Annotated in this window: 18 protein-coding genes; 9 read left to right on the top strand and 9 right to left on the bottom strand. The window is 44.9% G+C overall.

The window, feature by feature from the left end; translation table 11 throughout:
• The first annotated feature begins 182 nt into the window (after positions 1-182).
• Positions 183-1664: a carboxypeptidase M32 gene (locus AACV12_RS12210; RefSeq protein WP_170900393.1), complete on the top strand. Its 1482-nt coding sequence runs from the start codon at positions 183-185 to the stop codon at positions 1662-1664.
• A gap of 72 nt (positions 1665-1736) precedes the next feature.
• Here the strand turns inward: AACV12_RS12210 and AACV12_RS12205 are convergent, their stop codons facing one another.
• Complete coding sequence (locus tag AACV12_RS12205) at positions 1737-3140, bottom strand: MDR family MFS transporter (RefSeq protein WP_094163960.1); 1404 nt, start codon at positions 3138-3140, stop codon at positions 1737-1739.
• 98 nt (positions 3141-3238) lie between these two features.
• Here AACV12_RS12205 and AACV12_RS12200 point away from each other — a divergent pair, with 98 nt between their 5' ends.
• Positions 3239-4150, top strand: a complete 912-nt coding sequence (locus AACV12_RS12200) for a LysR family transcriptional regulator (RefSeq protein ID WP_013856811.1) — start codon at positions 3239-3241, stop codon at positions 4148-4150.
• An 89-nt stretch (positions 4151-4239) separates the two neighbouring features.
• On the opposite strand, the gene AACV12_RS12195 is transcribed toward AACV12_RS12200, so the two are convergent.
• Positions 4240-4722 (bottom strand): porin family protein, encoded by a 483-nt coding sequence (locus AACV12_RS12195; RefSeq protein WP_017044743.1) that lies wholly within the window; start codon positions 4720-4722, stop codon positions 4240-4242.
• Between the two features lie 103 nt (positions 4723-4825).
• On the bottom strand, positions 4826-8761 hold the full coding sequence (gene hrpA, locus AACV12_RS12190; protein WP_094150916.1) for an ATP-dependent RNA helicase HrpA: 3936 nt from the start codon (positions 8759-8761) through the stop codon (positions 4826-4828).
• 240 nt (positions 8762-9001) lie between these two features.
• Between hrpA and AACV12_RS12185 the strand changes: the two genes are divergently transcribed.
• Together AACV12_RS12185 and AACV12_RS12180 are read left to right on the top strand one after the other, a co-directional pair.
• Entirely contained in the window at positions 9002-9406 is a 405-nt protein-coding gene (locus AACV12_RS12185) for a hypothetical protein (RefSeq protein WP_017050533.1), read from the top strand.
• 84 nt (positions 9407-9490) lie between these two features.
• A complete protein-coding gene (locus AACV12_RS12180; protein ID WP_026027231.1) occupies positions 9491-9934 on the top strand; it encodes a tellurite resistance TerB family protein in 444 nt (147 codons plus the stop codon).
• 6 nt (positions 9935-9940) lie between these two features.
• Here the strand turns inward: AACV12_RS12180 and AACV12_RS12175 are convergent, their stop codons facing one another.
• Entirely contained in the window at positions 9941-10471 is a 531-nt protein-coding gene (locus AACV12_RS12175) for a 3'-5' exonuclease (RefSeq protein ID WP_047689084.1), read from the bottom strand.
• Positions 10472-10565: 94 nt separating this feature from the next.
• Complete coding sequence (locus tag AACV12_RS12170) at positions 10566-12089, bottom strand: sensor domain-containing diguanylate cyclase (RefSeq protein ID WP_170900392.1); 1524 nt, start codon at positions 12087-12089, stop codon at positions 10566-10568.
• 322 nt (positions 12090-12411) lie between these two features.
• Between AACV12_RS12170 and AACV12_RS12165 the strand changes: the two genes are divergently transcribed.
• Genes AACV12_RS12165 through AACV12_RS12155 form a run of 3 tightly spaced genes read left to right on the top strand, consistent with a single transcriptional unit; the run spans position 12412 to position 17795 of the window.
• Positions 12412-13044 carry a DUF2760 domain-containing protein gene (locus AACV12_RS12165; RefSeq protein ID WP_026028849.1) on the top strand — a complete coding sequence of 211 codons (633 nt, stop codon included), beginning with the start codon at positions 12412-12414 and terminating at the stop codon, positions 13042-13044.
• Positions 13044-14942, top strand: coding sequence for an Hsp70 family protein (locus tag AACV12_RS12160; RefSeq protein WP_170900391.1), 1899 nt, complete (start codon positions 13044-13046; stop codon positions 14940-14942). Before AACV12_RS12165 ends, AACV12_RS12160 begins: the two co-directional genes overlap by 1 nt.
• A gap of 48 nt (positions 14943-14990) precedes the next feature.
• Positions 14991-17795 (top strand): Hsp70 family protein, encoded by a 2805-nt coding sequence (locus tag AACV12_RS12155; RefSeq protein ID WP_170900390.1) that lies wholly within the window; start codon positions 14991-14993, stop codon positions 17793-17795.
• A gap of 68 nt (positions 17796-17863) precedes the next feature.
• On the opposite strand, the gene AACV12_RS12150 is transcribed toward AACV12_RS12155, so the two are convergent.
• Complete coding sequence (locus tag AACV12_RS12150; RefSeq protein ID WP_013856800.1) at positions 17864-19066, bottom strand: iron-containing alcohol dehydrogenase; 1203 nt, start codon at positions 19064-19066, stop codon at positions 17864-17866.
• 253 nt (positions 19067-19319) lie between these two features.
• Between AACV12_RS12150 and AACV12_RS12145 the strand changes: the two genes are divergently transcribed.
• Positions 19320-19952 carry an MSHA operon transcriptional regulator gene (locus tag AACV12_RS12145; protein WP_013856799.1) on the top strand — a complete coding sequence of 211 codons (633 nt, stop codon included), beginning with the start codon at positions 19320-19322 and terminating at the stop codon, positions 19950-19952.
• A gap of 109 nt (positions 19953-20061) precedes the next feature.
• Here the strand turns inward: AACV12_RS12145 and AACV12_RS12140 are convergent, their stop codons facing one another.
• A complete protein-coding gene (locus tag AACV12_RS12140) occupies positions 20062-20400 on the bottom strand; it encodes a YggL 50S ribosome-binding family protein (RefSeq protein ID WP_010319363.1) in 339 nt (112 codons plus the stop codon).
• 330 nt (positions 20401-20730) lie between these two features.
• Between AACV12_RS12140 and AACV12_RS12135 the strand changes: the two genes are divergently transcribed.
• A complete protein-coding gene (locus tag AACV12_RS12135; RefSeq protein WP_170900389.1) occupies positions 20731-23112 on the top strand; it encodes a glycoside hydrolase family 2 protein in 2382 nt (793 codons plus the stop codon).
• A 131-nt stretch (positions 23113-23243) separates the two neighbouring features.
• On the opposite strand, the gene AACV12_RS12130 is transcribed toward AACV12_RS12135, so the two are convergent.
• The gene (locus AACV12_RS12130) at positions 23244-23465 is read right to left on the bottom strand and encodes a hypothetical protein (protein ID WP_010319365.1); all 222 of its coding nucleotides are present in this window, start codon (positions 23463-23465) and stop codon (positions 23244-23246) included.
• A 137-nt stretch (positions 23466-23602) separates the two neighbouring features.
• The gene (locus AACV12_RS12125; RefSeq protein ID WP_094126929.1) at positions 23603-24607 is read right to left on the bottom strand and encodes a LacI family DNA-binding transcriptional regulator; all 1005 of its coding nucleotides are present in this window, start codon (positions 24605-24607) and stop codon (positions 23603-23605) included.
• Positions 24608-24611 lie beyond the last annotated feature (4 nt).

The following is a 24611-nucleotide window of genomic DNA, read 5'->3' as shown; positions in this document are numbered from 1 at the left end:
TTTATACCTGAGCTCTTTTATAAAGTCTTTAACAGTTTTCACTGGATAAGAAAATAATGAAATCCCCTCAGCTTTGTTGGTTTGGGTCACGCTCTTTCACCTTGATTGACTTGGATAGCCTTGGTTAGACACTTAATGGTTGCTACACTTACTTCTCTTTTACGTCACGGAAGGCTAATTCCATGGATGCATTCAATCAATTAGTTCAACACTCTAAGAAAATTTCACATTTCAATCATTTAGCGGCTATTTGTGGCTGGGATCAAGCCGCAGTAATGCCTGCTGGCGGCGCTCAAGCTCGCTCGGAAGCGATGGCGCAATTGTCCGTTCATATTCATAGTTTACATACTCAACCTCAATTGGCTGAATGGTTTGATAAAGCACAAAATGAGCCATTGGACGATGAGCAAAAAGCAACTCTGCGTGAACTTAAACGCCACTGGCAGCAGGCAAACGTACTGCCTGAAGCTTTGGTGCAAGCGAAATCTCTTGCTGGTTCAAAGTGTGAACATGCTTGGCGTACCCAACGCAAAAACAATGATTGGGTCGGTTTTGAGAAAAACTGGGCTGAGGTGGTCACACTCTCACAGCAAGAAGCGCAGATCCGCGCTGATGCTACAGGTTTAACGCCTTATGATGCGATGCTCGATCTTTACGAACCGGGTACAACCACTCAATCATTGGACGCTGTTTTCAGCGATGTTAAAACTTGGCTGCCAACGTTAATCGATCAAGTCATAGAGAAGCAACGCGCCGAAGAGATAATCATACCGACTGGCCATTACCCTGCTGAAAAGCAAAAGGCGCTAGGCTTAGAAGTCATGAAACTGCTTCAGTTTGATTTTGAACACGGTCGCCTTGATGAAAGCGTTCACCCTTTTTGCGGCGGTGTTCCAACCGATGTTCGGATCACCACTCGTTATAATGAGTCGGAGTTTATTCAGTCTCTAATGGGCATTGTCCATGAAACGGGCCACGCACGTTACGAGCAAGGCTTGCCTAAACATCTTGCTGGTACACCAGCAGGAGAAGCGCGTTCGATGGGTATTCATGAATCTCAATCGCTCTTCTTTGAAATGCAGATGGGGCGCAGTGAAACCTTTATTGAGCACTTAGCCACCCTAGCCGCCCGCTATTTTTCAGGTAGTGAAGATAAAGTATTTGCACAAGCGAATTTCCAGAAGATCTACACTCGCGCTGAAAAAGGCTTTATTCGTGTCGATGCCGACGAGTTGACTTATCCAGCGCACGTCATTTTACGTTATGAAATTGAACGTGATTTGATCAATGGTCATATCAAACATACCGATGTGCCTGAGCTATGGGATCACAAAATGCAGGCTTACCTCGGCCTTTCTACCCAAGGAAATGACCAAAACGGCTGTATGCAAGACATCCACTGGACAGATGGCGCTTTCGGATATTTTCCAAGTTATACACTTGGCGCGATGTACGCTGCGCAGTTTATGGCAGCAATGAAGAAAACGGTGGATGTGGATGCCGCCATTCGCAGTGGTGATTTATCACCAATATTTACTTGGCTTGCCGATAATATTTGGCGGAAAGGTAGCTTATTAACAACCGATGAATTGGTGAAACAAGCGACTGGGGATGTGCTTAACGCTCAATATTTCCAAGACCACCTAAAGCATAGATACCTTTAGCGCCAAACTTAAAAAGCAGCTTAAATCGCTGCTTTTTTTACACTTAGTTAACGCTCAATAACACGCAGGAATTCATGATGAACTTTTCATCAATGCATCTTTACGCAAGCGCCATACTGTCAGTAACATCGCCAGTAACGCTAGCACGCTCATGCCAATATAAACCAAGCTAAAACCTTGTGATAATACCTGAGTGGAAACGCCGGCCTGCTCGGCACTGTGTTCAGCAACCATGACTTCGCTTGGCACTCTCAGATAAAAGAGCGCGGAACAGAACGCAACACCGAGTGCACCGCCGAGTTCTCGTCCAAAATTAAATAGTGACATGCCAATGCCGCGATCACGTGCGGGTAAGACACTTTGTACAACAACGCCTAAGGCCGGTAAGGTTAAACCAATACCTATACCCGCAAAACCCAATGCAAATTTCACCCACATATCGTAGTGAACTTGCCACAATGCAGCCATAGCCAAAGCAAAACCGACGATCACTAACATCTTATAACGACCAAACTTCGCGATGAGCTTCCCACCCACATAAGCGCCAGAGGTAATACAGACCATGAAGATCACCATAATGGCACCGCTTTCTGACGGAGTGAGTCCTTTTTGCCATTGAAACTGCAGTGGTAAATAGACCAAAAGCGCAAACATCAGCATTTGCGATCCCATAATAAGAACAATCGCGGTCAGATAATTCGGAAGACGTGCTAAACGCGCCGGTAAAATAGGATCACTCACTCTGCGTTCAACAACCACCAAAGCAACTAAACACGCCAGTAATACAAACGCACCCCAGCCAGTAGGGATAAATGAATGTGAAGAAAGTAATAACAGCAGCAAAGTCGTCGCACTCATGAGTAACGCTGCTCCCACCCAATCAAAGCGACTATCTCTGCGTTTATTGAGATGCTTCAAATAGCGGTTAACCATGTAAAGTGCCACCAACCCTAACGGTAAATTAATACCGAATACCCACCGCCAACTGAGGTAGTCAGCAAAATAGCCGCCAAGCAGTGGCCCTGCAATACTGGACACCGCATAAACCGCTGAAATATAACCTTGGTACTTGCCCACTTCGCGCGCAGGAATTGAATCGGCGATAACGGTAAATGCCAGAGCTATTAAGCCTCCACCGCCAATCCCTTGAATCACACGAGCACCAATTAAACTGGGTAGATCAAAAGCAAAGGTACACAGCGCGGAACCCAACATAAAGATCACGATACTGACATTTAGCATCCGAACTCGTCCGAACAAGTCGCTCAGTTTACCGTAGACGGGCAATACAGCGGTCGATGCTAATAGATAAGCAGTAATCACCCATGTTAATGCTTGTCCTGCCGAGAGATCTTGCCCAATAAGAGCCAATGGTGTGGTAACGATGCTTTTTTCAAGCGAGCCTAAAGCGATGACTAAAGCAACGCTGGCAAAAATAATTTTCGGATTAGCCGAATAAGTTGAATCGGTAGGCATGTGCCCCTCATATGAACTTGATTAGAATGCGCGACCGACACGATAACGTAATAGTGCACATCCTAAAATAGGATAGAATGGGATGGCTTATTGCATAAATGGGATTAATGATGAAACTTGATGATTTATCACTCTTTTTAACGGTAGTGAAATGTGGCAATTTTACGCTGGCAGCAAAACAAAAAGCCTTGTCCACCAGCACGTTGAGCCGCAGAATTCAGCAGTTGGAGCAAGATATTGGCAGCATTCTACTGATCAGAAACAGTAAAGAAGTGGTACTAACGAAAGAAGGCGAGCATTTGTTTGAAACCTATGCCAACCTATTTAGCCAAATAGAAGATAAACAAGCACAAGCTTTAAAAGCCAAACAAGAGTTTAGAGGCGAGATCGTCATTAACGCGCCAATCCTACCCATTCGGCATCAGCTAAGTCCATTAGCACTGGAATTTTGTCAGCAACATCCTAAAGTCAACATTCGTATTCAAGTCGGTGCAGGGCTGGATTATCATACCCAGCACGACCTTGATATAGCGCTACGTTTTGGTCCACAACCTCAATCCGATTGGGTTGCGCGCAAACTAGCTAATAACCCTTCCGTGTTGTGCACAAGCCCTGACTACTCGGCCTCTTTGCTGCTAAAACATCCAGAGCAATTACTTTCTCTGCCACTACTCACTTTAAATACCAAACAAGCGTGGATATTTGAACATCAGCAAAGCAAAGAACGTTTTCAATTTATCCCTCAGGCACGTATTAGCTCTGAGGAAATTGATACGATTTTGCAAGCCACATTCATGAATATGGGTATTGCAAGGTTACCTAAAGGATTAATTGATAAGGAGTTAGAGGAGAAACGATTAGTGCCATTATTGCCTAACTGGCAGATTGAAGGAGCGGATGTTTATTTGCTGCACCCTCAGAGACGTTTTCTTCCTGAGCGAACTCAGGCATTTATTGACTACATCATCAATCACTGGTCGCGCTTTGCTTTCAGTTACTGGCGTACTTGAGAATGTACACCACACCATACTGCTCAAATAAAAAACCACTTCTTGCTACTAACGAGCAAGAAGTGGTTGAAAGCGATTGAGTGACTAGATTAAAGAAAGTGGAAGGTCGCGTTGAATGAAACCGTACCAATATCGTCATCGCCCAGAGTGTAATTCATGTAACTTGCACCAACTGAAATGGGCCCCATCAGGAAGTATTCAGCGCCTACACCGTACATGATGTCAAAACCATCATCTATTTTATTGCTGTTTAATTTTTTATCCCAAGAATGCAAACCACCCTTGGCATACACATGCAGAGGGCCAAAATCAATGCTTGGTTTTACCGCAAAATAAACAGAAGAGGCCGCGATTTCATTCGTGGCAGTGACTTCAAATTTGCCATGGTCGGTGTAACCCGCTTCGAGACCAATCAGAGGAAGAATACCAGTACCGGCATGAATGTTGTACGAAGTACCGCTTTTACCATTCAAATCCGATTGGCCTACCGATGCGCCGCCATAAATCCAAGAGTCAGCAAACGCCATTGAAGATGTACTGATCAGCGCCAGTGCGATTAAAGTCTTTTTCATGATGAACCTTCTTTATTTAATTTGGCAGTGGCCTCAAAACGGCGACCGATTGCCACATAGCGTCAAATTATAGTGAACTGTTGGTTAGATGCAAATCTTATACCTAACAAGCATCAATCGCATTTTTTATACGTTTATCTGAAACTGGATAAGGAGTGCCAAGTTGCTGAGCAAATAAACTCACGCGAAGCTCTTCAATCATCCAACGGATCTCTTTAACATTTTCAGGTACTTCTGCACCACGAGGTATCTTGTTTAGTAGCGCTTTGTAATCATTAGTTACCGCTTCAATTTTCAACATGTGCAAACGATCCTTATTTGGATCAATGGGTAACTTCTCCATCCGACGTTCAATCGCGCGCATGTAACGCAGAATATCCGGCAAACGCTTCCAGCCGCATTCGGTGGCAAAGCCTTTAAAGATCAAACCTTCGATCTGCGCTTTGATATCCGATAACGCAAAAGCCATCGTAAAATCGATTTTCCCTTTCAGCTTTTTATTAATGTTGAATGCCGTGGTAAGAATCGTCTCCACTTGTTGGGCGATATCGACCACAGTATCGCCCAATTCAGCGCGCACAAACTCTTTCAGTGCCTCAAACTGCTCCGGCTCCCACACTAAACCGCCTTGCTGCTCAATTAACTTATCAATCCCACAAGCAATACAGTCATCAATCAGGTCCAATACTTTGCCATACGGGTTAAAGTAGAGCCCCAATTTTGACTTGTTCGGTAAATTGGTGTGCAGATATTTAATCGGTGAAGGAACGTTCAGCAAAATCAGACGCCTTTGCCCTGCTTTCATTGCATTGAGTTGTTCTTGCTCAGTCTCAAAAAGCTTAATTTCAACACTTTCTTTACTATCCACTAACGCTGGATAGGCTTTAACCTCGAAACCGCCGCGCTTTTGTTGGTACACTTTCGGTAATTCACCAAAGCTCCACGTATGCAAACCTTGCTGTTCAATATCATCGTCTGCCACTTGAGAGAGTGTTTCTTGTACTTTCTCTTTCAAACTCTCTTTCAGCTGATATAAATCTTTATGCTCGTTGAGTTTGCGATTTTTATGATCCACCGCGCGAAAAGTGATTTTTAAATGATCCGGAACTTGCTCTAACTTCCAATCTTCACGCTTCACCTCGACGCCCGTCATGCGTCTTAACTCTTTTTCCATCGCATCCAATAAAGGCAATTCCATCGGTGTGACACGAGCTAAAAACGCATCCGCATAGTTAGGTGCCGGTACAAAGTTTTTGCGCAGTGTTTTAGGCAAAGACTTGATGAGGCTGACAACCAATTCATGACGTAACCCGGGGATCTGCCAATCAAACCCTGTCGGCTCAATTTGATTTAGGATCGGCAATGGTAAATGCACCGTGACACCGTCACTATCCACGCCAGGTTCAAATTGATAGCTGAGCTTCAGCTTAATACCGTTTTGATGCCAAAAGTTGGGATAATCTAAATCAGTGATGTGGCTAGCATCACCTTTAAATAGCATCTCTTTTTCAAAGTTGAGTAGATCTGGGGTGGCTTTGCTGGCTTTTCGCCACCACGCATCAAAATGACGCCCAGAGACCACATCAGTTGCGACTCGCTGATCGTAGAACTCGAAAAGCTGTTCATCATCAATCAAAATATCGCGGCGGCGAGATTTATGCTCAAGCTCCTCGACTTCAAGTAATAAGCGACGGTTTTGCTTGAAAAACGCATGTTTGGTTTCCCAATCACCTTCAACTAATGCACTGCGAATGAAAATCTCACGACATAGTGGCTCGTCAATGGTGCTGTAGTTAATCAAACGTTTAGGCACAATAGGAATGCCATATAACATCACTTTTTCATAGGCCATGACGGCGGCTTGTTTTTTTGACCAATGCGGTTCGCTGTAGCTACGCTTGATCAAATGCTGTGCCAGCGGTTCCACCCATTCAGGCTGGATTTTAGCTGCAATACGCCCCCACAGTTTAGAGGTTTCCACCAATTCGGCGACCATCACCCACTTGGGCTGCTTTTTAAACAGACCAGAAGCGGGAAAGATATTAAAGCGGGCGTTACGAGCCCCTTGGTATTCATTTTTCTCTTGGTCTTTGATACCGATGTGCGACAGTAAACCAACCAAAATTGCACTGTGGATACTTTGGTAATTGCCCGGTTCGTCGTTCAATTTGTAATCCATTTCACGCATCGATTGGTGAATTTGGAAGTAGACATCCTGCCATTCGCGTACCCGCAAATAATTGAGGTAATCTTGTTTACACTGCTTACGAAATTGGCTGCTGCTTAACGCTTTTTGCTCAGTTTGAATGTGGTTCCACAAATTCACTAGGCTCAGGAAATCGGACTCTTCATCAAAAAATCGGCGATGTTTCTCATCTGAGGCTTGTTGTTTATCTGATGGGCGTTCACGTGGGTCTTGAATCGAAAGTGCAGCGGCAATCACCATCAGCTCTTTTACGCAGCCAAGCTTTGGCGCTTCGAGCACCATACGCGCCAAACGGGGATCAATCGGCAAGCGTGCTAATTTGCGCCCCATATCCGTCAACTGCTTTTTGCTGTCGTGACCGTGTTTATTGGTATCAGGAACAATCGCACCAAGCTCTTCAAGCAAACGCACACCATCTTGAATGTTGCGTTTATCCGGCGCTTCCACAAATGGGAATGCTTCAATATCACCCAGCCCAAGTGCGGTCATTTGTAAAATAACCGAGGCTAAGTTGGTACGCAGTATTTCCGGATCGGTAAATTCTGGGCGTGAAAGAAAATCCTCTTCGGAATAGAGGCGTATGCAGATCCCTTCTTCAACACGGCCACAACGTCCTTTACGCTGATTTGCACTCGCTTGAGAAATTGGTTCAATCGGCAAACGTTGGACTTTGGTGCGGTAGCTATAACGGCTGATACGCGCCGTACCTGGGTCAATGACATATTTGATCCCCGGAACGGTAAGGGATGTTTCTGCCACGTTGGTGGCTAAAACAATGCGCCGCCCTATATGGGGCTGAAAGATTTTATTCTGCTCACCGGCGGATAATCGTGCATAAAGCGGCACAATTTCAGTATCACGTAAGTTACGTTTACTGAGCGCATCGGCCGTATCACGAATTTCTCGTTCACCATTCATGAAGATCAGAATATCGCCAAGTCCTTCAGCACAGAGTTCATCGACGGCTTCAAAAATACCTTCAAGTTGATCGCGGTCTGCGTCCTCTTCACCAAGCAGTGGTCGATAACGCGTATCGACCGGATAAGTACGACCCGACACTTCAATGATAGGCGCGCCACTAAAATGGTTAGAGAAGCGTTCAGGATCGATGGTGGCCGAAGTAATGATGACTTTGAGATCCGGACGACGCGGCAGCAGTTCTTTCAAATAACCTAAGATAAAATCGATATTTAAGCTGCGCTCATGCGCTTCATCGATAATGATGGTGTCGTACTGATTGAGAAAACGATCATGCTGGATTTCGGCCAACAATATCCCGTCAGTCATCAATTTGATCTGAGTCTGCTCGGAAATTTGATCGTTAAAACGAACTTTATAGCCAACAAAGCCACCCAGTTCTGTTTCCATCTCTTGCGCTATTCGGCTCGCGACCGAACGCGCAGCAAGGCGACGTGGTTGCGTATGGCCAATCAGGCCATATTTACCGCGCCCAAGTTCTGCGCAAATTTTGGGTAACTGAGTCGTTTTGCCTGACCCTGTTTCACCCGCCACAATTACCACTTGGTTTTCAGCAATCGCTTTGGCGATATCATCGCGTTTTTGGCTTACGGGCAATAAATCAGGGTAGTCGATGGTAACGCGGCTGTTGAGACGCTGCTGCGCCACCATCATTGACTGAGCAATATCGAGCGCAATTTGATCAAAAACGGCATGTTTGGCTTGCTCATTTTTTATTTTGCTCGCACCAGAGATGCGTTTACTCAGACGAAAACGATCACGCATCATGCATTCTTTCAATGCATTGCGCAGAGATGCCGCACTGTTGCTGCTAGCGTTCATTGACTTGTGTTGATTGGGCTGTGACGAGGTCAAAGCATTTCCTATTCATTTCATTACATAAAACTGAGCGGATTGTAGCATAATCAACGCGCCTGCAATCAGTTATCCTTTCACAAACGGCGAGCATTTATTCGCTTCCTCCTCGATTCCGGTATGTTTTGCCATCGTTCGTATGATTAAGCGATTTAAAATTGGGTAATCGGATCAGGATTTCTTATGTTTATAAGAAAATCGCCGCTACAATAGCGACATGATTACTGAAACGATAAAACTGTGAAAGCATCTGAACTGAAACACATACTCGATTCACTACCCGATAACACCGATCCAGAATTGGTGATGGGTGAGGCTTGGTTGCCTGAACGTCTTATTGACACACAATTGGACGGCCATTTTCTGTTTCTAGAGTTTGATAATGCGCCCGAGGAAGGTGAAGGAGAGGAAGAAGGTCGCGGTTTTGTTGAACATGAGATTGCCATGATACGGCGACGCTTTGAAGAAATTTTGCTAGAAAAAGCGGACAATAAATCCAAAGCCGATGCCATGTTAGCGCTTTTCCTGATGGGGCATGAATACTCAAGTTCAGAAGTCATTGAAATACTAGAAGACCCTAGCGTTCCTCAAGATCCGAATGATTTTTATCACGAGAACGATGAAGATGAATCTCTTGATATTTAGAATCTCACTTTATTCTGACTTGTGTTTTGCTCAATACGTCACTATTTAAACAATAATGACTCGAAATTTTCAGTAGGTTTTTTTATGTTTAATGCCATTACATCGCTATTCAAGCAACTCTTGGACGGAGAAGATTTAGGCCAGCGTTCCAACACTAACCCCAACCTAGCGATTGCTTGTTTGCTCAGAGAAGTGGCAGGAGCCGATCATCAAATTGACACACGAGAAAATGACGCTAAGTTTCAATTAGTTAAACGACTATTAGCGTTAGATGATACAGAAACCACGGAACTGCTCATTCGGGCAGAACAAAGCGTCAAACAGTCAGCTTCATTGTATGATTTCACTTCACAATTACGCGAGCTCTCGCAAGATACGCGATATGAACTTATCAAGGCGATGTGGCAAGTGGCGCACGCGGACGGTGAGATAGACCCACTCGAAGAGGCGGTGATCCGCAAAGCGGCAGAATTATTGTATGTCGACCACAGTGAATTTATCCGCGCTAAACTTTCCGCTCAAAAATAGAGCGGATTACAACATCGTTAACGCCAATTTCGCAAGGTTGTAGGCATCAACATAAGCGGAGTGCTGTCGCCCTTCCCACTCAATACCTTGCGCTTCTTGTGCGGCGCGGTGACCAATACGTTTTTCTTTCATTCTCTGCTGAATACGGTAGAGCGTTGCTAGGTTGATGAACTCGCTAAAAGGCATAACGATCCCCTTCTGCTCACACTCTTTAGCTAAAATTTGGTCATCACGCCCCCACGAAACATAAATCTTGTTTGGGCCGCCAAAATTCTTGACCATTGATTGAACGACACCTGCAAGTGGTCGCCCCTGTTTTTCAATTTTACGCGGAGTTATCCCGGTTAACTCACTACAAAACAGCGAAATTTCGTCTTGCTCTGGCCTGACATAATATTGAGCGCGCTTCACAATCGTGCCCAATTGCACATCAATTTCAGCTAAACCCACTTCAATGATTTCACCCGTTGTCCCAACCCCATTTTCATTCCAGCAGCACATTTCTAAATCGAAGCAGACAACTCGGTTATAGTTCATTGTTCAGGCGTATCCTTTAAATATAAGTAGTCAAAGAACGTTATCTTACTCGACTCCTCTCAAAAACTCGACTCTCGCCCTTTCGTTCGGACAGTTATTGGGCGATTGAAACTCGGTTGCGACCATTTTCTTTACTTTCGTATAACTTACTGTCTGCCAAATGTAATAAAGACTCTTGATCATAAGTATGATTGATCGCCGCCCCAATACTGAGCGTGCAATACAGCACCTCATCCATGAACTCATATCCGGTTGATTCAACAGCCGCTCGTAACGTTTCTAGATAACACTGCAAAGGTTGAAGTTCTGACAATTCACAAATAATGCAAAATTCGTCCCCACCTAACCGAGCTAAAACATCATTATTTCCCATATGACGTGAAATAACCGTTGCGATATGTATTAGCATCTCATCGCCTGCAATGTGGCTATGGTTGTCATTAATCAGTTTAAAATCATCGACATCAAACATTACCAACGAAAAAGCTTTTTTCTGTAAGACGTTCTCTTGCAGTAAACGTCCGAATGCACGTCGGTTATACAACCCAGTCAAACTATCGTGGTCCGCTAAAAAGCGCAGTTCTTCAGTACGTTCTTCTAGCATCTCGCTAAGATGAAGTTTTTCTCTCATCAACAAATAGACAACATAACCTAACAAGATCGAAATAATTAAACCACCGACGCTGAGCGCCACTAAAATCCACTGTATGTTGCTCGCTATTGGTTCTGAGAACTTAAAATCAATTTTCCAATCACGGTTAGGCAGAGATAAGCGTTTCTCTATTTCTATGCCTTTGATTGAATCCCAATCTGGGCTTTGGAATAGAATCGGATCATCTTCGGCATCAAATCCGAGATCGGTTACTTTCATATACAATCGATGATCGGATGCCGTGCGGCTCACCAATCCATCAAAATAAGTAGAGAGTCGAATAACACCCACTACCACACCAATCATTTCCTGTTTGTTGTAGTTGAAAACGGGATGATATACCAATAGTCCATCCTTTTTGTGGTGTGCTTCTATGCCATCTTGCAATAGGCGGACCTTATCGGATATAGCAGGTAGCCCCGTACTCTCAATATGTGCAGCAATTCTTTGAAAGCGAGGGCGTAGCGAATAGAAACCGAGCAATTCAAGGTTACTTTTGGTTTGAGGATAAATATCACTCAGAACATAAACGGGTTGTTCATTATCTTCAGAAAATCCAATCACCTTTTGAGCCGCTTTAGGTACTGTAAATAACTCAAATTGAGGCAAACGATCCCTCATTAATGTTACAAATTCGTCAGCATCATCTTTTGTTACTTTCGCTAACCATTGCAAACCGATAAGGCTGTAGGATGTTGACATAACCCCATGGGCAAAAACGTCAAATCCTTGCACACTCCCCCCCTCGGTAGCATGCAAAAAATTGGCAGCCGAACCAATAAAACTGACATCATTTGCAACCAACGTGTCTAATATGCTTGCTTGATGCTCGGCGTGGCTATCAAACAACATGACAATATGATTCTTTTGATTAATGTAGAGTAATGAGATGACTGACGCTGTCATCATTAAGGTAATAATTGAAATACATAAAGGATAGATCACCTTTTTGTCGCTCTCGAACATAACAGCCTCTCCGTGGCTCAGGACTCAGGACTCAGGACTCAGGACTCAGGACTCAGGACTCAAATTACTCTTATAAAAGTAGGTAAATCAATAGCCAGTCACCAATTTATTAACCAATTAATCTTAAAGTTGAACCAGAATAGAGAATTAATGATTGATACTGCTCAAAACGCAAGCAATCACTTTAGCTTAAACGTGATGATGCGGACTTTCTATCCTGTATTCGCCTTGAATATGGTAAGCTGCGCCCCTATTTTTAAGTCTATTCACCGTAGGCTCACGAGAATTCCCACGCCTACTTCATTGTGTAAAGAGAATTGTGATGAACTTCGATTTAAATATGATCCCTACCACCTTTGATATGCTGCATGCTGGGCTCAGTGCATCAAGCCTTTTGCTACTTCTCATTGTGGTATCACGCAAATCAAAAGTCGTTGAGAAAGTTGTTGAAAAACCTGTCGAGAAAATTGTCGAAGTCGAAAAGCCGGTTGAAACGATTGTTGAAGTCGAAAAAATCGTAGAAGTAGAAAAAGTGATTGAGCGCGTAGTTGAAGTCGAATCTAAATTAGCGACAGCGCCAACCGATTCCGCCCTACAACTTTTGTCGTTAATGCAGCAAGAAGCTCGTCTGATTGACTTCTTAAATGAAGATGTCACCGCCTTTTCAGATGAGGAAGTTGGAGCCGCGGCGCGCGTGATCCACGCCGGTGGTAAAAAAGTTCTACAAGATTACATTCAGCTCACGCCCATTCGCGGCGAAGATGAAGAGAGTCGAATTACCATTGAAGCTGGTTTCAACCCGCAAGAAGTTCGCTTAACGGGTAATGTGACAGGTTCAGCACCCTTTAATGGCACCTTAGTCCATAAAGGCTGGAAAGCAACAGCTATCACTTTGCCTAAATTGGCTGAACAGTATGATGCTTCAATCATCGCCCCTGCCGAGGTTGAATTGTAATGGAACAGACAGCGCCAAAATTTAGTATTGGTATTGACTTAGGCACAACACATTGCGTGCTCTCTTATGTTGATACACAGGATGAAAACGCTCGCGTTTCAGTAATGAGCATCCCTCAACTTACCGCGCCCGGTACGGTTGAAAGCCGTCATCAATTAGGCTCGTTTTTATACCAGCCTCATGAACATGAGATGAGCCCTGCCGCACGCGTTTTGCCTTGGTCGGCCGAGCCAAAAGCCTTAGTCGGAGCCATTGCGCGCAACCTTGGCAGTAAGACACCGATTCGTTTAGTCGCCAGTGCCAAATCATGGCTATGTCATGGTGGCGTCAATCGACGTGATGCATTTTTACCCGTGGGTAGCAGCGATGAAGTGGAAAAGATCTCGCCATTAAAAGCCACTGAGTGCTATCTAGAGCATTTAAAAAGCGCTTGGGATCACGCTCACCCTGACTTCCCCTTAGCTACACAAGATGTCACGTTAACAGTACCCGCTTCATTTGATCCAGCCGCCCGAGATTTAACCGCTGAAGCAGCACGCAACGTTGGTTTTGAGCAATTAACGCTGCTTGAAGAGCCACAAGCGGCTTTATACAGTTGGATAGATAATAGCCACGATGCGTGGCGCGATGAAGTCAAGGTGGGTGACATTGTTCTCGTGGTTGATATTGGTGGGGGAACCACTGATTTATCCTTAGTGGAAGTGACTGAAGACGCTGGTAACTTAACGCTCAATCGGATTGCGGTTGGTGAGCACATCTTACTTGGCGGCGACAACATGGACCTTGCCCTTGCTTACCGTTTAAAAATGAAATTGGCGCAAGAAGGTAAAGAATTAGCCCCTTGGCAAGTACAAGCGATGACGCACGCTTGCCGAGATGCCAAAGAGGCGCTTCTGAATGACAGTGCCCTACATTCCGTACCGATTGTGGTACCAAGTCGCGGTTCAAAACTACTCGGTACAACGCTTAAAACCGAATTGACTCAACAAGAAGTGCAACAAACCTTGGTCGATGGTTTTTTCCCACAAGTGAATATCACTGATCATCCCGTACAAAAAGCACGTGGCGCATTAACGCAAATGGGCCTTCCCTACGCTCAAGACGCTGGAATTACCCGCCATATCGCCGCGTTCTTGGCAAAACAAGCCCATGCAATGGGTGGCGACATATCCGCTCTAGAAACATCCGCTCTGAATGATAACCCATTTGCTGGCATGCCCGGTATGGGCGAAGCTCCGGAAATGGATTTTATCAAACCGACCGCCATCTTACTAAACGGTGGCGTGTTAAAATCCGATTTATTAGCAAACCGTCTTCTCAGCACTATTAATGCTTGGTTGAGCACTGTGGGAGCACCACAGATGAAGCGCTTAACAGGCTTAGACCTTGATTTAGCCGTCGCATGTGGCGCAGCGTATTACGGCGCAGTTCGTCGTGGACAAGGTGTGCGTATTCGCGGTGGTATTGCCTCGAGTTATTACGTCGGTATTGAAAGTGCTATGCCTGCCATTCCGGGGATCACACCGCCGATGGAAGCCTTGTGCGTCGCTCCATTTGGCATGGAAGAAGGAAGCAGTGTCCGCGTACCAAGCCAAGAGTTTGGATTGGTCATTGGTGAGCCTGTACATTTTCAATTCTTTGGTTCAACAATACGCCGCGATGACGAAGCTGGCATGCACTTAGATTATTGGGCTCCAGAAGAACTTGTAGAGCTGCCCGAGATCCACGTCACCTTGCCTGTTTCTGAAGGACGTCGACAAGGCGAAGTCGTTCCGGTTCACTTAGCCTCAACGATCACAGAGCTCGGGACACTTCACTTAGAAGCCATTGCGACAGACAACGGCCAAACATGGCACGTTGAGTTCGATGTGCGTGAAGATCCTCAAGTCACTCAATAATCCCCACACGGCATCTTCGGATGCCGTTTTTGAAATTCAGGAGCCTCCATGTCTTCTCCTCGCTTTCTCGTCGGTATCGATTTAGGCACCACCAATACTGTGGTGGCATTTTGTGAAATCACCGAATCGTTAGAAGACTCACCCGTGCATCTTTTTGAGGTCGACCAATTGATTGGCCCCGGTGAAGTGGTTCGAAAACCACTCCTTCCGTCATTTCGTTATCACCCAGCCGACGGGCAGATCGCACCTGATGCCCTATCGCTCCCTTGGCAAATTGAACCGGTTATGGGCGATAGCAAAGAAGTAATTATTGGCCAATGGGCAAGAGATTTAGGTGCAAAAGTAGAAGGGCGACAAGTATCCAGCGCGAAAAGTTGGCTCTCCCATCAAGGGGTTGATCGCAAGCAAGCCATCTTACCGTGGGCAGGCGCTCACGATGTGGCGAAAGTTTCCCCTGTCATTGCCAGCGCCAGTTATCTCAATCACATCCGGCAAGCATGGAACTACCGTCATCCAAGTCATCGACTTGAAGATCAAAATGTCATTATCACCGTACCGGCATCATTTGATGAAACGGCTCGTAAGCTCACCATCGAAGCTGCAACGCTGGCGGGGTTAAGCTCAATTGTACTACTTGAAGAGCCACAAGCCGTTTGCTATGACTGGTACGCACGTCACCGCCATTGTGCCTCACAGCAACTGCAATCACTCCCTTTGATCTTGGTTTGTGATGTGGGCGGAGGTACGACAGACCTCAGTTTAATTGAAGCAAAACACAGCGCAGACAACCAACTTTCTCTTGACCGAATTGGCGTGGGCGAGCACTTAATGCTCGGAGGTGACAACCTTGATTTAGCATTAGCTCATCTAGCTGAGCAACGCTTTGACGGTTCGAAAAAATTAACCGCCGCCAGTTTGAGCAAACTAATTCAGCAAACTCGCCAAGTCAAAGAGCAACTCTTATCAAACCAAGCCCCAGAGCAGCTAAAAATTACGCTCCTTGGCAGTGGTTCAAAGCTATTAGGCGCAGCAAAAAGCATTTCCCTGACGAAACAAGAGGTGCATGAGATTGCACTGGAAGGCTTTTTCCCACTTTGCTCGGTACAAGAACGTCCAAATAAACGCCGCAGTGCAGTGGTGGAATTCGGTTTGCCCTACGCAGCCGACCCTGCCGTGAGTAAACATATCGCTGAATTTTTAGCTGAACACCAAGCCGTTTCTCGCCTTGCGCTCAAGCAAGAGTCAAACGCAACGGCCATTCCAGTTGGATTACTACTTAATGGCGGCGTATTTAATAGTGAGCTTATCACAAAGCGCATCACTCAATTATTGACCGATTGGCGAGGTTCGCCGATCACCCTGCTTGATAATCCTCACCCTGATTGGGCAGTCGCACTCGGTGCTGTTGCCTATGGTAAAGCTCGCCAAGGTGCACAGCTTAAAATTGGCGGCGGATCGGCACGCTCTTATTTTTTACACCTGCCTGAAAAAAACAGTGCGGGACATGCTCTGTGTGTCTTGGCTAAAGGCACCGAAGAAGGACAAGAGATACGCTTAACCAGCCGTCGATTTTCACTGACGTTAGGTGAACCAGTACGCTTCAACATCCTGACCTCGACTCACGATATGTTTGCTGATCGCCGCGTTCAAAATGGTCTGTTATTGGCTGTTGAACATGAGCTTTTTACACCACTGCCTCCTTATATAACGGCGTTAAAAGGAAATGATGATGCTCTATTGCATGCTAACCAAAAGCAACGGGTGGAAGTTCAACTGGCTTGTCAATTAACTGAAGTCGGCACGCTCAAGATTGAATGTGTCAGTGTTGAGGACGAAAAAAACCGATGGCAACTTGAGTTTGAAGTTCGCAAGCACAGTGAGTCAGACAGTGAAATCCAACGTCATCCTCGCTTGTCAGAGGCGATTTCGCTCATCACACACCTTTATAGTGGCAATAAAAAAGCCTCTGATAACCAAGCCATAAAAACGCTTGGCAAAGATTTAGATAAGCTTTTAGGGCCACGTGATGAATGGGATTTCACCACGCTACGACCGCTCTTTGATGCATTTTCTCAAGGCCGTAAACGTCGACGTCGCTCAGAGCAACACGAGAAAAACTGGTTGCGTCTGGCTGGGTTTGCCCTGCGACCAGGATTTGGCGACCCAACTGATCCTTGGCGTATGGAACAGATGTGGAATCTGTATCAACAAGGTATTCAATTCCAAAATCATCAAGGCTGGAGCGATTGGTGGGTATTTTGGCGGCGTGTGGCTGGCGGACTGAGTCAAGAGCAACAAGAAACGATTCTAGCGGATATCGCTAAGTATCTTCACCCTAGCGCAATCAAAAATCCAAAATCAGCTCAAGAAGCGCACGACAAAGGGTACGAAGCCATGGTACGGCTTGCCGCTTCGCTGGAACATCTAGAAGTGGAAGATAAAGTATTACTTGCAACGTGGTTTTTGAACAAAGCGATTAATCAAACTCAATGTGAACAAGCACACTGGTGGGCCGTTGGGCGGTTAACCTCTCGGACGCTACTGTATGGTAGTCAACATTCAGTCATCCCAAGAGCGCAAGTGGAACAATGGTTACCGAAGTTGCTTGATCAAAACTGGCAAAAAGAACCGATGATTGCCTTTGCCGCGGTAATGATGTGCCGCAAGACAGGAGATCGTCTTTTTGATATTAGCAATGATGTTCGTCAGCTCGTTTTAGCCAAGATAAAGCAAAGTAAGGTTCCAGAAACTTGGTTTACTTTGGTGAATGAAGTGCATGACCTGTCTGACACAGAATCCAAACGTGTCTTCGGTGATACTCTGCCAAGTGGGTTGATACTGCTTAAAAAATGAATCGACCTAATTTGACCACTCTCGTTGCTATGATGACGAGAGCGGTCAAAGATAACGCTGAATGTAGATTACAATTTCCTAAAAATCGCTTCGCAATCCGTTTGCTGCATGTATTTTGGCGCAGGATAATTCCAAAACGCTTCACGAAAAGCTTGTTTGGCCAATTCTGGAATATGCTCTGGCATGAGCCCCTGTAACTGTGTAGGTATATGCAGTGTGTGATTGAGCTCTTTCACATACCCAATGAAGGCGTCCGCTTTCATTGAATCGGTCAAATGTGGATCGGTTATTTTGAGTACGTCGGCCAGTTTAGCCAGCTTATCTTTCGCCGCCTCTTTGGAGTATTCCAATACATGTGGCAACACAACCGCATTCGCTAAGCCATGCGGGAAATGGTATTTCGCCCCAACCGCATGGGCGATGGCATGTGTATACCCTAAACTGGCTTTGGTAAAAGCAAGTCCAGCGTAATAAGAGGCCAGTGCCATGTTTTGTCTCGCCGTCAAATTTTGGCCAAAGAACGCCGCTTTTTCCAAGTTATCGTGGATCAGTTTAACCGCAGCGATAGCATAGCGATCAGTCTCTGGCGTGGCATTACGTGATATAAAGGCTTCCACTGCATGCGTGAGTGCATCCAACCCCGTTTGCGCAGTAATATGAGTAGGCAGGGCCATCATCAGCATCGGATCTAACGCTGCAATAAGTGGCACAAGTTTCGGGTCAGTAATCGGTGTTTTTTGCTGAGTTTGAGGGTCAGAAACCACCGCAATGACGGTCACTTCAGAGCCCGTACCTGCCGTGGTTGGGATCACAAACAGCGGCGCAGGTGTTTTCCATACTTTTAACAACCCCACTAAACGTTTGATCGACTTGCGGTTAGTAGCACAAGCGGCGATCACTTTTGCACAATCGATTGAAGAGCCGCCACCAATAGCGACAACGCCTTGGCACTTCTCCAATCGATACTGATGGAGGCCGGCTTCAACTTGATCATAAGTAGGATCAGGCAATACATGGTTAAACACCACACAACTGACACCAACGCGCTCAAATTCAAAGGTCAGTTTTTTTACATAACCAAGCTTTTCAATGCCTTGGTCTGTTACGACAAGCACGCGTTCAATACCCATCAAAGAAACCGAATAACAGAGTTGCTTGAGCGATTCTTTACCAATAAACAAGGTTGGCTTGGAGATGGGCAGAATCGCTGCGGCCAATTTGAGCACTTTCATGTATAGCTTATGCTGCCACTGCTGGTACTTGATCTCCATGATTGGTCTCGAGTTGTGAAGTTCTATTAACTAGACTAGGCAATACAACGAGTTATCTCTACCTAGAAAGTCAAATTTTGTAAGATAAGGCAAATAATCGCTGTTCATTATTAGATTTAACGCCAACTTAAGCTCGCATTTTAATGCAAACCTTGTAAAATCCACCTCGCTCACTTTTTATACTTATAATTGAAATCATTAGCTGAGTACTCTGCACATAATTTTATGTGTCATAAAATAATCGACACGTCGTTTGGCTTTCGTCTTTGAGGTACATTCCCTGCACTCAAATGGCATTCAAAAATTGTATTTTATTCAACCAATTACTGTAGAAGTCATGAACGAAGATAAGTTTACCAATGTCTATCGCTTGCCTGGTTCATTGCAAATTCGCATAGCCACATGGCAGCAAACCTTTAAAGGCACTTCTGATTTAGTGCTTCATCAAGTATTAACCGCTAGAAATAATCAGTATAAACAGGCTGACTTTTGGCCTAAGGGCTGGTGTGTGAATCTGTTTGATGAGAGCGATATTTCCATTACGCAGCACGGTACCTACATTCAAACCAGTATGCGAACGATGATTGATCGCAAAATCTCGTATAAGCGCGTTTATCTCTCTCGACTACCTTTAGAAAAAGCCGAGCCCGCCTTGCTTCGCTTTAAGAAAGAGTGGATCCGGAACTACAATAATGTCGCCCAAGAGTATAACAAGAGGAAAAAGAAAGAGTTTATGGCCTTTGCCAGAGAAGAGGTCGAAACACTTTATCCTGCCATTCCTAAAGAACCTTTTGATAAAGCGCTATGGAACCGTTTAGTGGTTTCGATTGTTGGTCACGCTAATAAATTCAACAATCCTTACTTTGTTAAACATGCTGATTTTTAACGTAATAAAATTTAGCGTAATAAAAAAGCCTGAGTGGTTTCACTCAGGCTTTTTTGTCAGACATCGCAAATGCAAAGCACTGGCTGAATAACGTAGAATAGAAGAGCAATTAAGCGTAATTGGCATCCACTAATTCACCAGCAACAACTTTGCTTACTTCAGCACGATTTTCTAACCATTTTACAACCAACGCTTTATCTTCTTCTGTTGCTGAACGGTAGCGATCGGCTGCGCATACAAAGCCGTCAAAGATCTCTAATCCACCACCACCGAAACAAAGGCCGATGCTATCAACGTAATCAATAAACTCATCAACGAAGAGATCGTATTGTTCAAAGTCTTTGATAGACGTTGTACAGCTAACTTCAAAACCGAGGATCGCAAATTCACCTAAAAACAGTTTCTTACGGATACGGCGGTTTTTATTTTCTAGCTTGTCGATTTTCATCATATTTTCTCTCTCTGTTTGAATGCGGCATTTATACACCTTTCAGCACCATTTCCAAAATGATTCTTTATATAAACCGCCACAAGCGGACACTTTCACAACAAATTGTTTCAAGATGTGCCAATGCAAAACAGGTTAAAAAAAGCCGCTCGTCAAGCTTAGTGACGTCAAATTAAAGTCAAGAAAATCATAATTATTGACTGCTTCGCAACTTAATCTAAAAACTTCGCACAACTTTTGAGCCTGCCACCCATGCACATTTTTATTTCATAGTGCATGGTTAAATCAGCTCATTTAGCCCTTGTAAATCGTATTTTTTGAGGTGGATTTATGTTTGATTTAAACGGTGAATGGCGATTGAGCTCACCCGAGTATCCCGATATCCAAATCGCGATGACACTGCCCGGTGACCAGTATCATGCATTACTGCAAGCGGGTTTGATCCCTCATCCCTATTATGCATCCAATGAGTCTCAGGTTCAGTGGGCTGGTTTATGTCATTGGGTATTAACAAAAGCGATCACTTTAAATGCGGCAGACCTTCAGTGCCCAAACCACTTACTGGAGCTGAATAAGGTCGATACGTTTGCTGATCTATGGATCAACGGACAGAAGGTTTTACAGTGCCATAATGCTTTTCAAACCTATACTGTTAATATTCGCCCTTATCTGCAAATTGGTGTAAATCATTTTGAATGGCGATTTGAACCTGCCGCTTCGGTAGCCAAGCAAAGAGCCGATGAGCTGCCCTTTCCCATTCCGTGGGCGCAAGGGAATAATCAACTTCCTCACATGAACACAGTGCGAAAACCTCAATGCCACAGTGGTTGGGATTGGGGTATATGCCTTGCTGTTTGTGGTATTTTTGCACCAATGCAATTAAAAACGGTACAAGAATATTCACTGCTGGGTGTAGATATTGAACAAGTTTGGCATGCTTTAACACACGTTACGCTGCACGTGAGAATACGGCATAGCGAATCGCTCTCCACACCCATCACACTTACTTTTGGCGATCAAACTATTACGATCGATAGTGAGGCATTTTGCAACCAAAGCAGTGTGGATATTGATGTTCACCATCCGCATCTCTGGTGGCCAAACGGTTACGGTGACCCTTATTTATACACACTGTCTATTGCCATGGCACAGCAGCAGATCAATCGCCAAGTTGGCTTAAGACGTCTCACGTTGCGCACTGAGCAAGATTCCATCGGCAGTGAAATGACCTTTATCGTGAATGAGGTCTCGATATCAGTGAAGGGCGCGAATTGGATACCAATGGACGCCATGCCAAGCAAAGTCAATTTTTCCCGTTATCAACAGCTGTTACGAGCCGCACAAGAAGCTCACATGAATATGATTCGTGTGTGGGGAGGGGGTGATTATGAACACGATCATTTCTATCAACTTTGCGACCAACTCGGATTATTAGTCTGGCAAGATCTGATGTTTTCCTGTGCACAATACCCTTCAACACCGAGTTTCTTAGAAGAGGTAAAGCAAGAAGTCACACAACAAATACAACGTTTGAAGCACCATGCTTGTGTTGCCATTTGGTGTGGTGATAATGAGGTGATTGGTTCATTAACTTGGTATCCAGAATCTCGAGAAAACCGTGAAAAATACCTAGTCAATTACGACCGACTCAATCGTTTTTTAGAAATCCTCGTCAATGAACAAGATCCAAGTCGCCGTTTTTGGGCAAGCTCACCTTGCAATGGTGAATTAGATTTTGGTGACGCTTGGCATGATGATAATAAAGGTGACATGCATTTTTGGGATGTGTGGCATTCAGGTAAATCTTTTGACGCTTACCATTCAATATCCCCACGATTTTGTTCAGAATTCGGTTATCAGTCTTGGCCTTCATTTAGTGAAGTGAAGCAGATTATCCCAGAAAGCGACTGGAATATCAGTGCGCCTCATTTTGAACATCACCAAAAGAATGCTCGTGGTAATAGCATCATCACCGAAATGTTTACTCGCTATTTCCGTTTCCCGAATGGCTTCCAGCAGATGCTTTATTTGAGCCAAGTTCAGCAAGCCATGGCGATTAAAACGGCTGTCGAAGCGTGGCGGGCAACCTCACCGATTTGTCGTGGCATATTATATTGGCAACTCAATGACAACTGGCCCGTCGCGTCTTGGTCAAGCATTGAGTATTCTGGACGCTGGAAGCAATTACATTATCACGCCAAACGGTTTTATAACCCGCTTTTGGCCTGTTTTTCTGAAGATGAGAAACACCTATCACTGAGAGCCATTAATGATGCGCCCGGTGAGCAATACCTTGTAGGTGACATATATTGGTTTGGATGGGAAGGAGAATTGCGAAAGCATTGGTCAATCAATGAACGACTGCCCCAAGAGAGTAACCAAATCGTGTGGCAACACACAATAAAAGATTTCACACCAGAAAAAGGCGCGATCTACTTTGTCAGTACAGATGGCCAGCGGGATAATTTTTGGCTGCCGGATATACCCAAACGTTTGCCCTTAAAATCGGCTCGCATATTGTGTGAATATCGTGCGGGCAGTCTCTGTTTGACCACTGACCGACCTGCACTTTACGTTCACCTAGAACATGACAACGTACTACAATTTTCTGACTCCAGCTTCTTTTTGCTCCCCAACCAAATGCGGACAATCGCCTTGAGATCAGACGATAAATCTCACTTAAACTGTACTATTTATCAACTGGCTGAATGAACTGAGTCGAATAAAGACAAACGCTCAGCCTTAAGGAAGGAAACGAAAAAGAGCTGCGCATCAAGCAGCTCTTTGCAAGCTAAACCATTTTTACTAATGCATGTTCAACATTGGCTCATGTCAAACACTGACTAATGTTGAACACCAGATGGATTTTCACCAAATTCAGTCTGTTGATAAATATCTGCAAGGGTTTTTGCACGTTTTGCTGCCTTGCGTCGTTTCGTTGGTTCAAAGTATTGCTCGACCTGCTTCAATGTCTCTTCATGGTCTTGCGCGGATTGGACAAAGTCTGGGTTGGCTAACGCTTCTTGGCGAAGGCGGTTAACTCGTTCTAGCGTTTCCCACAACATATTTCACCTCCAACTTCACTGTGCATACATACAGCTTAGTAAAGAGTGACATAATGTCAAGCGATTAACTGTGGATTTATACAGTTAATTAAAATAAATGCTCATTATTTCAATGAGTCATTAATCTGCGAGGCCTCTTAAGGTGCGCACGTTGATTCTCGAAGCACTAGCTTACCTAGATAGCGATGTATCTTGGCATCATCCGAGCCCTTCCCTTCAGCCAATTGTAGGGCTAAGGCTACTGCGTCCTTCGTCAGTTGCTCAATGGGAAGCGATATTGTTGAGAGATTGGGCACCGAATACGCAGCCGCAGGCTCATCATCAATCCCCATCACAGAGACCTGATTAGGTACCAAAATGGCATGTTCGTAAAGTGCGCGCATTGCTCCTAGTGCCATATCATCGTTACAGGCAAAAATAGCGCTGAACTCACTCTGTTGTTCTAATAACCGTTGAACCGCGACATAACCCGCCAGCATAGAATTATCACCTTCAACAACGAGCGTGTGATTGAGCTTAATACCAGTCTGCTGCAAGCCTGACTGGTAAGCAGCAAATCGCTGTTGTCCTGTATCACTGTCCAAAGGGCTAGTGATGCAAGCAATGCGGCGATGGCCAAGTTCAAGCAAGTGATTAATCGCTAAAGAAGCGGCTTGATGCTGCTCAAAACCAAAACTATGTAAACCGACTTCTTCCAAGGTTCGATTGAGTACTATCAGTGGCACTGAAACATCAGATTGCAATGATGCCAGCTCATGATTCGACAAATGGCGGCTGTAAAGCATGATGGCGTCACAACGCTGAGTGAGCAATGAGCGCACTGCTGCTAATTCGCCTGCCGCGTTATCGTGACTGTCCATGACAAGTAAGGTCTTACGTGCTTGCTCGGCACCTTGTGCTGCTTGATGCAATAAGCTGCCAAAATAACTCCCTTGAAACTGAGGAAGTATCAGCCCAATCGCATTTGCACTGTTTGTGGCTAATGCTTGCGCCAACACATTAGGTTGATAACCCAAGGTGGACATGGCTTGTAAAACGGCTTCTCGCGTACTTGCTTTTACTTGGCCAGTTTGATTGAGTACGCGCGATACGGTGGCTTTAGACACGCCCGCTGCTTTACAAACGTCATTGATTGTCGCCATGGTG

It is taken from the genome of Vibrio sp. 2-2(8), from assembly GCF_963888495.1.
In the GTDB taxonomy this organism is placed as follows: Bacteria; Pseudomonadota; Gammaproteobacteria; order Enterobacterales; family Vibrionaceae; genus Vibrio; species Vibrio anguillarum.
This window is presented reverse-complemented; position numbering and strand designations above follow the sequence as displayed.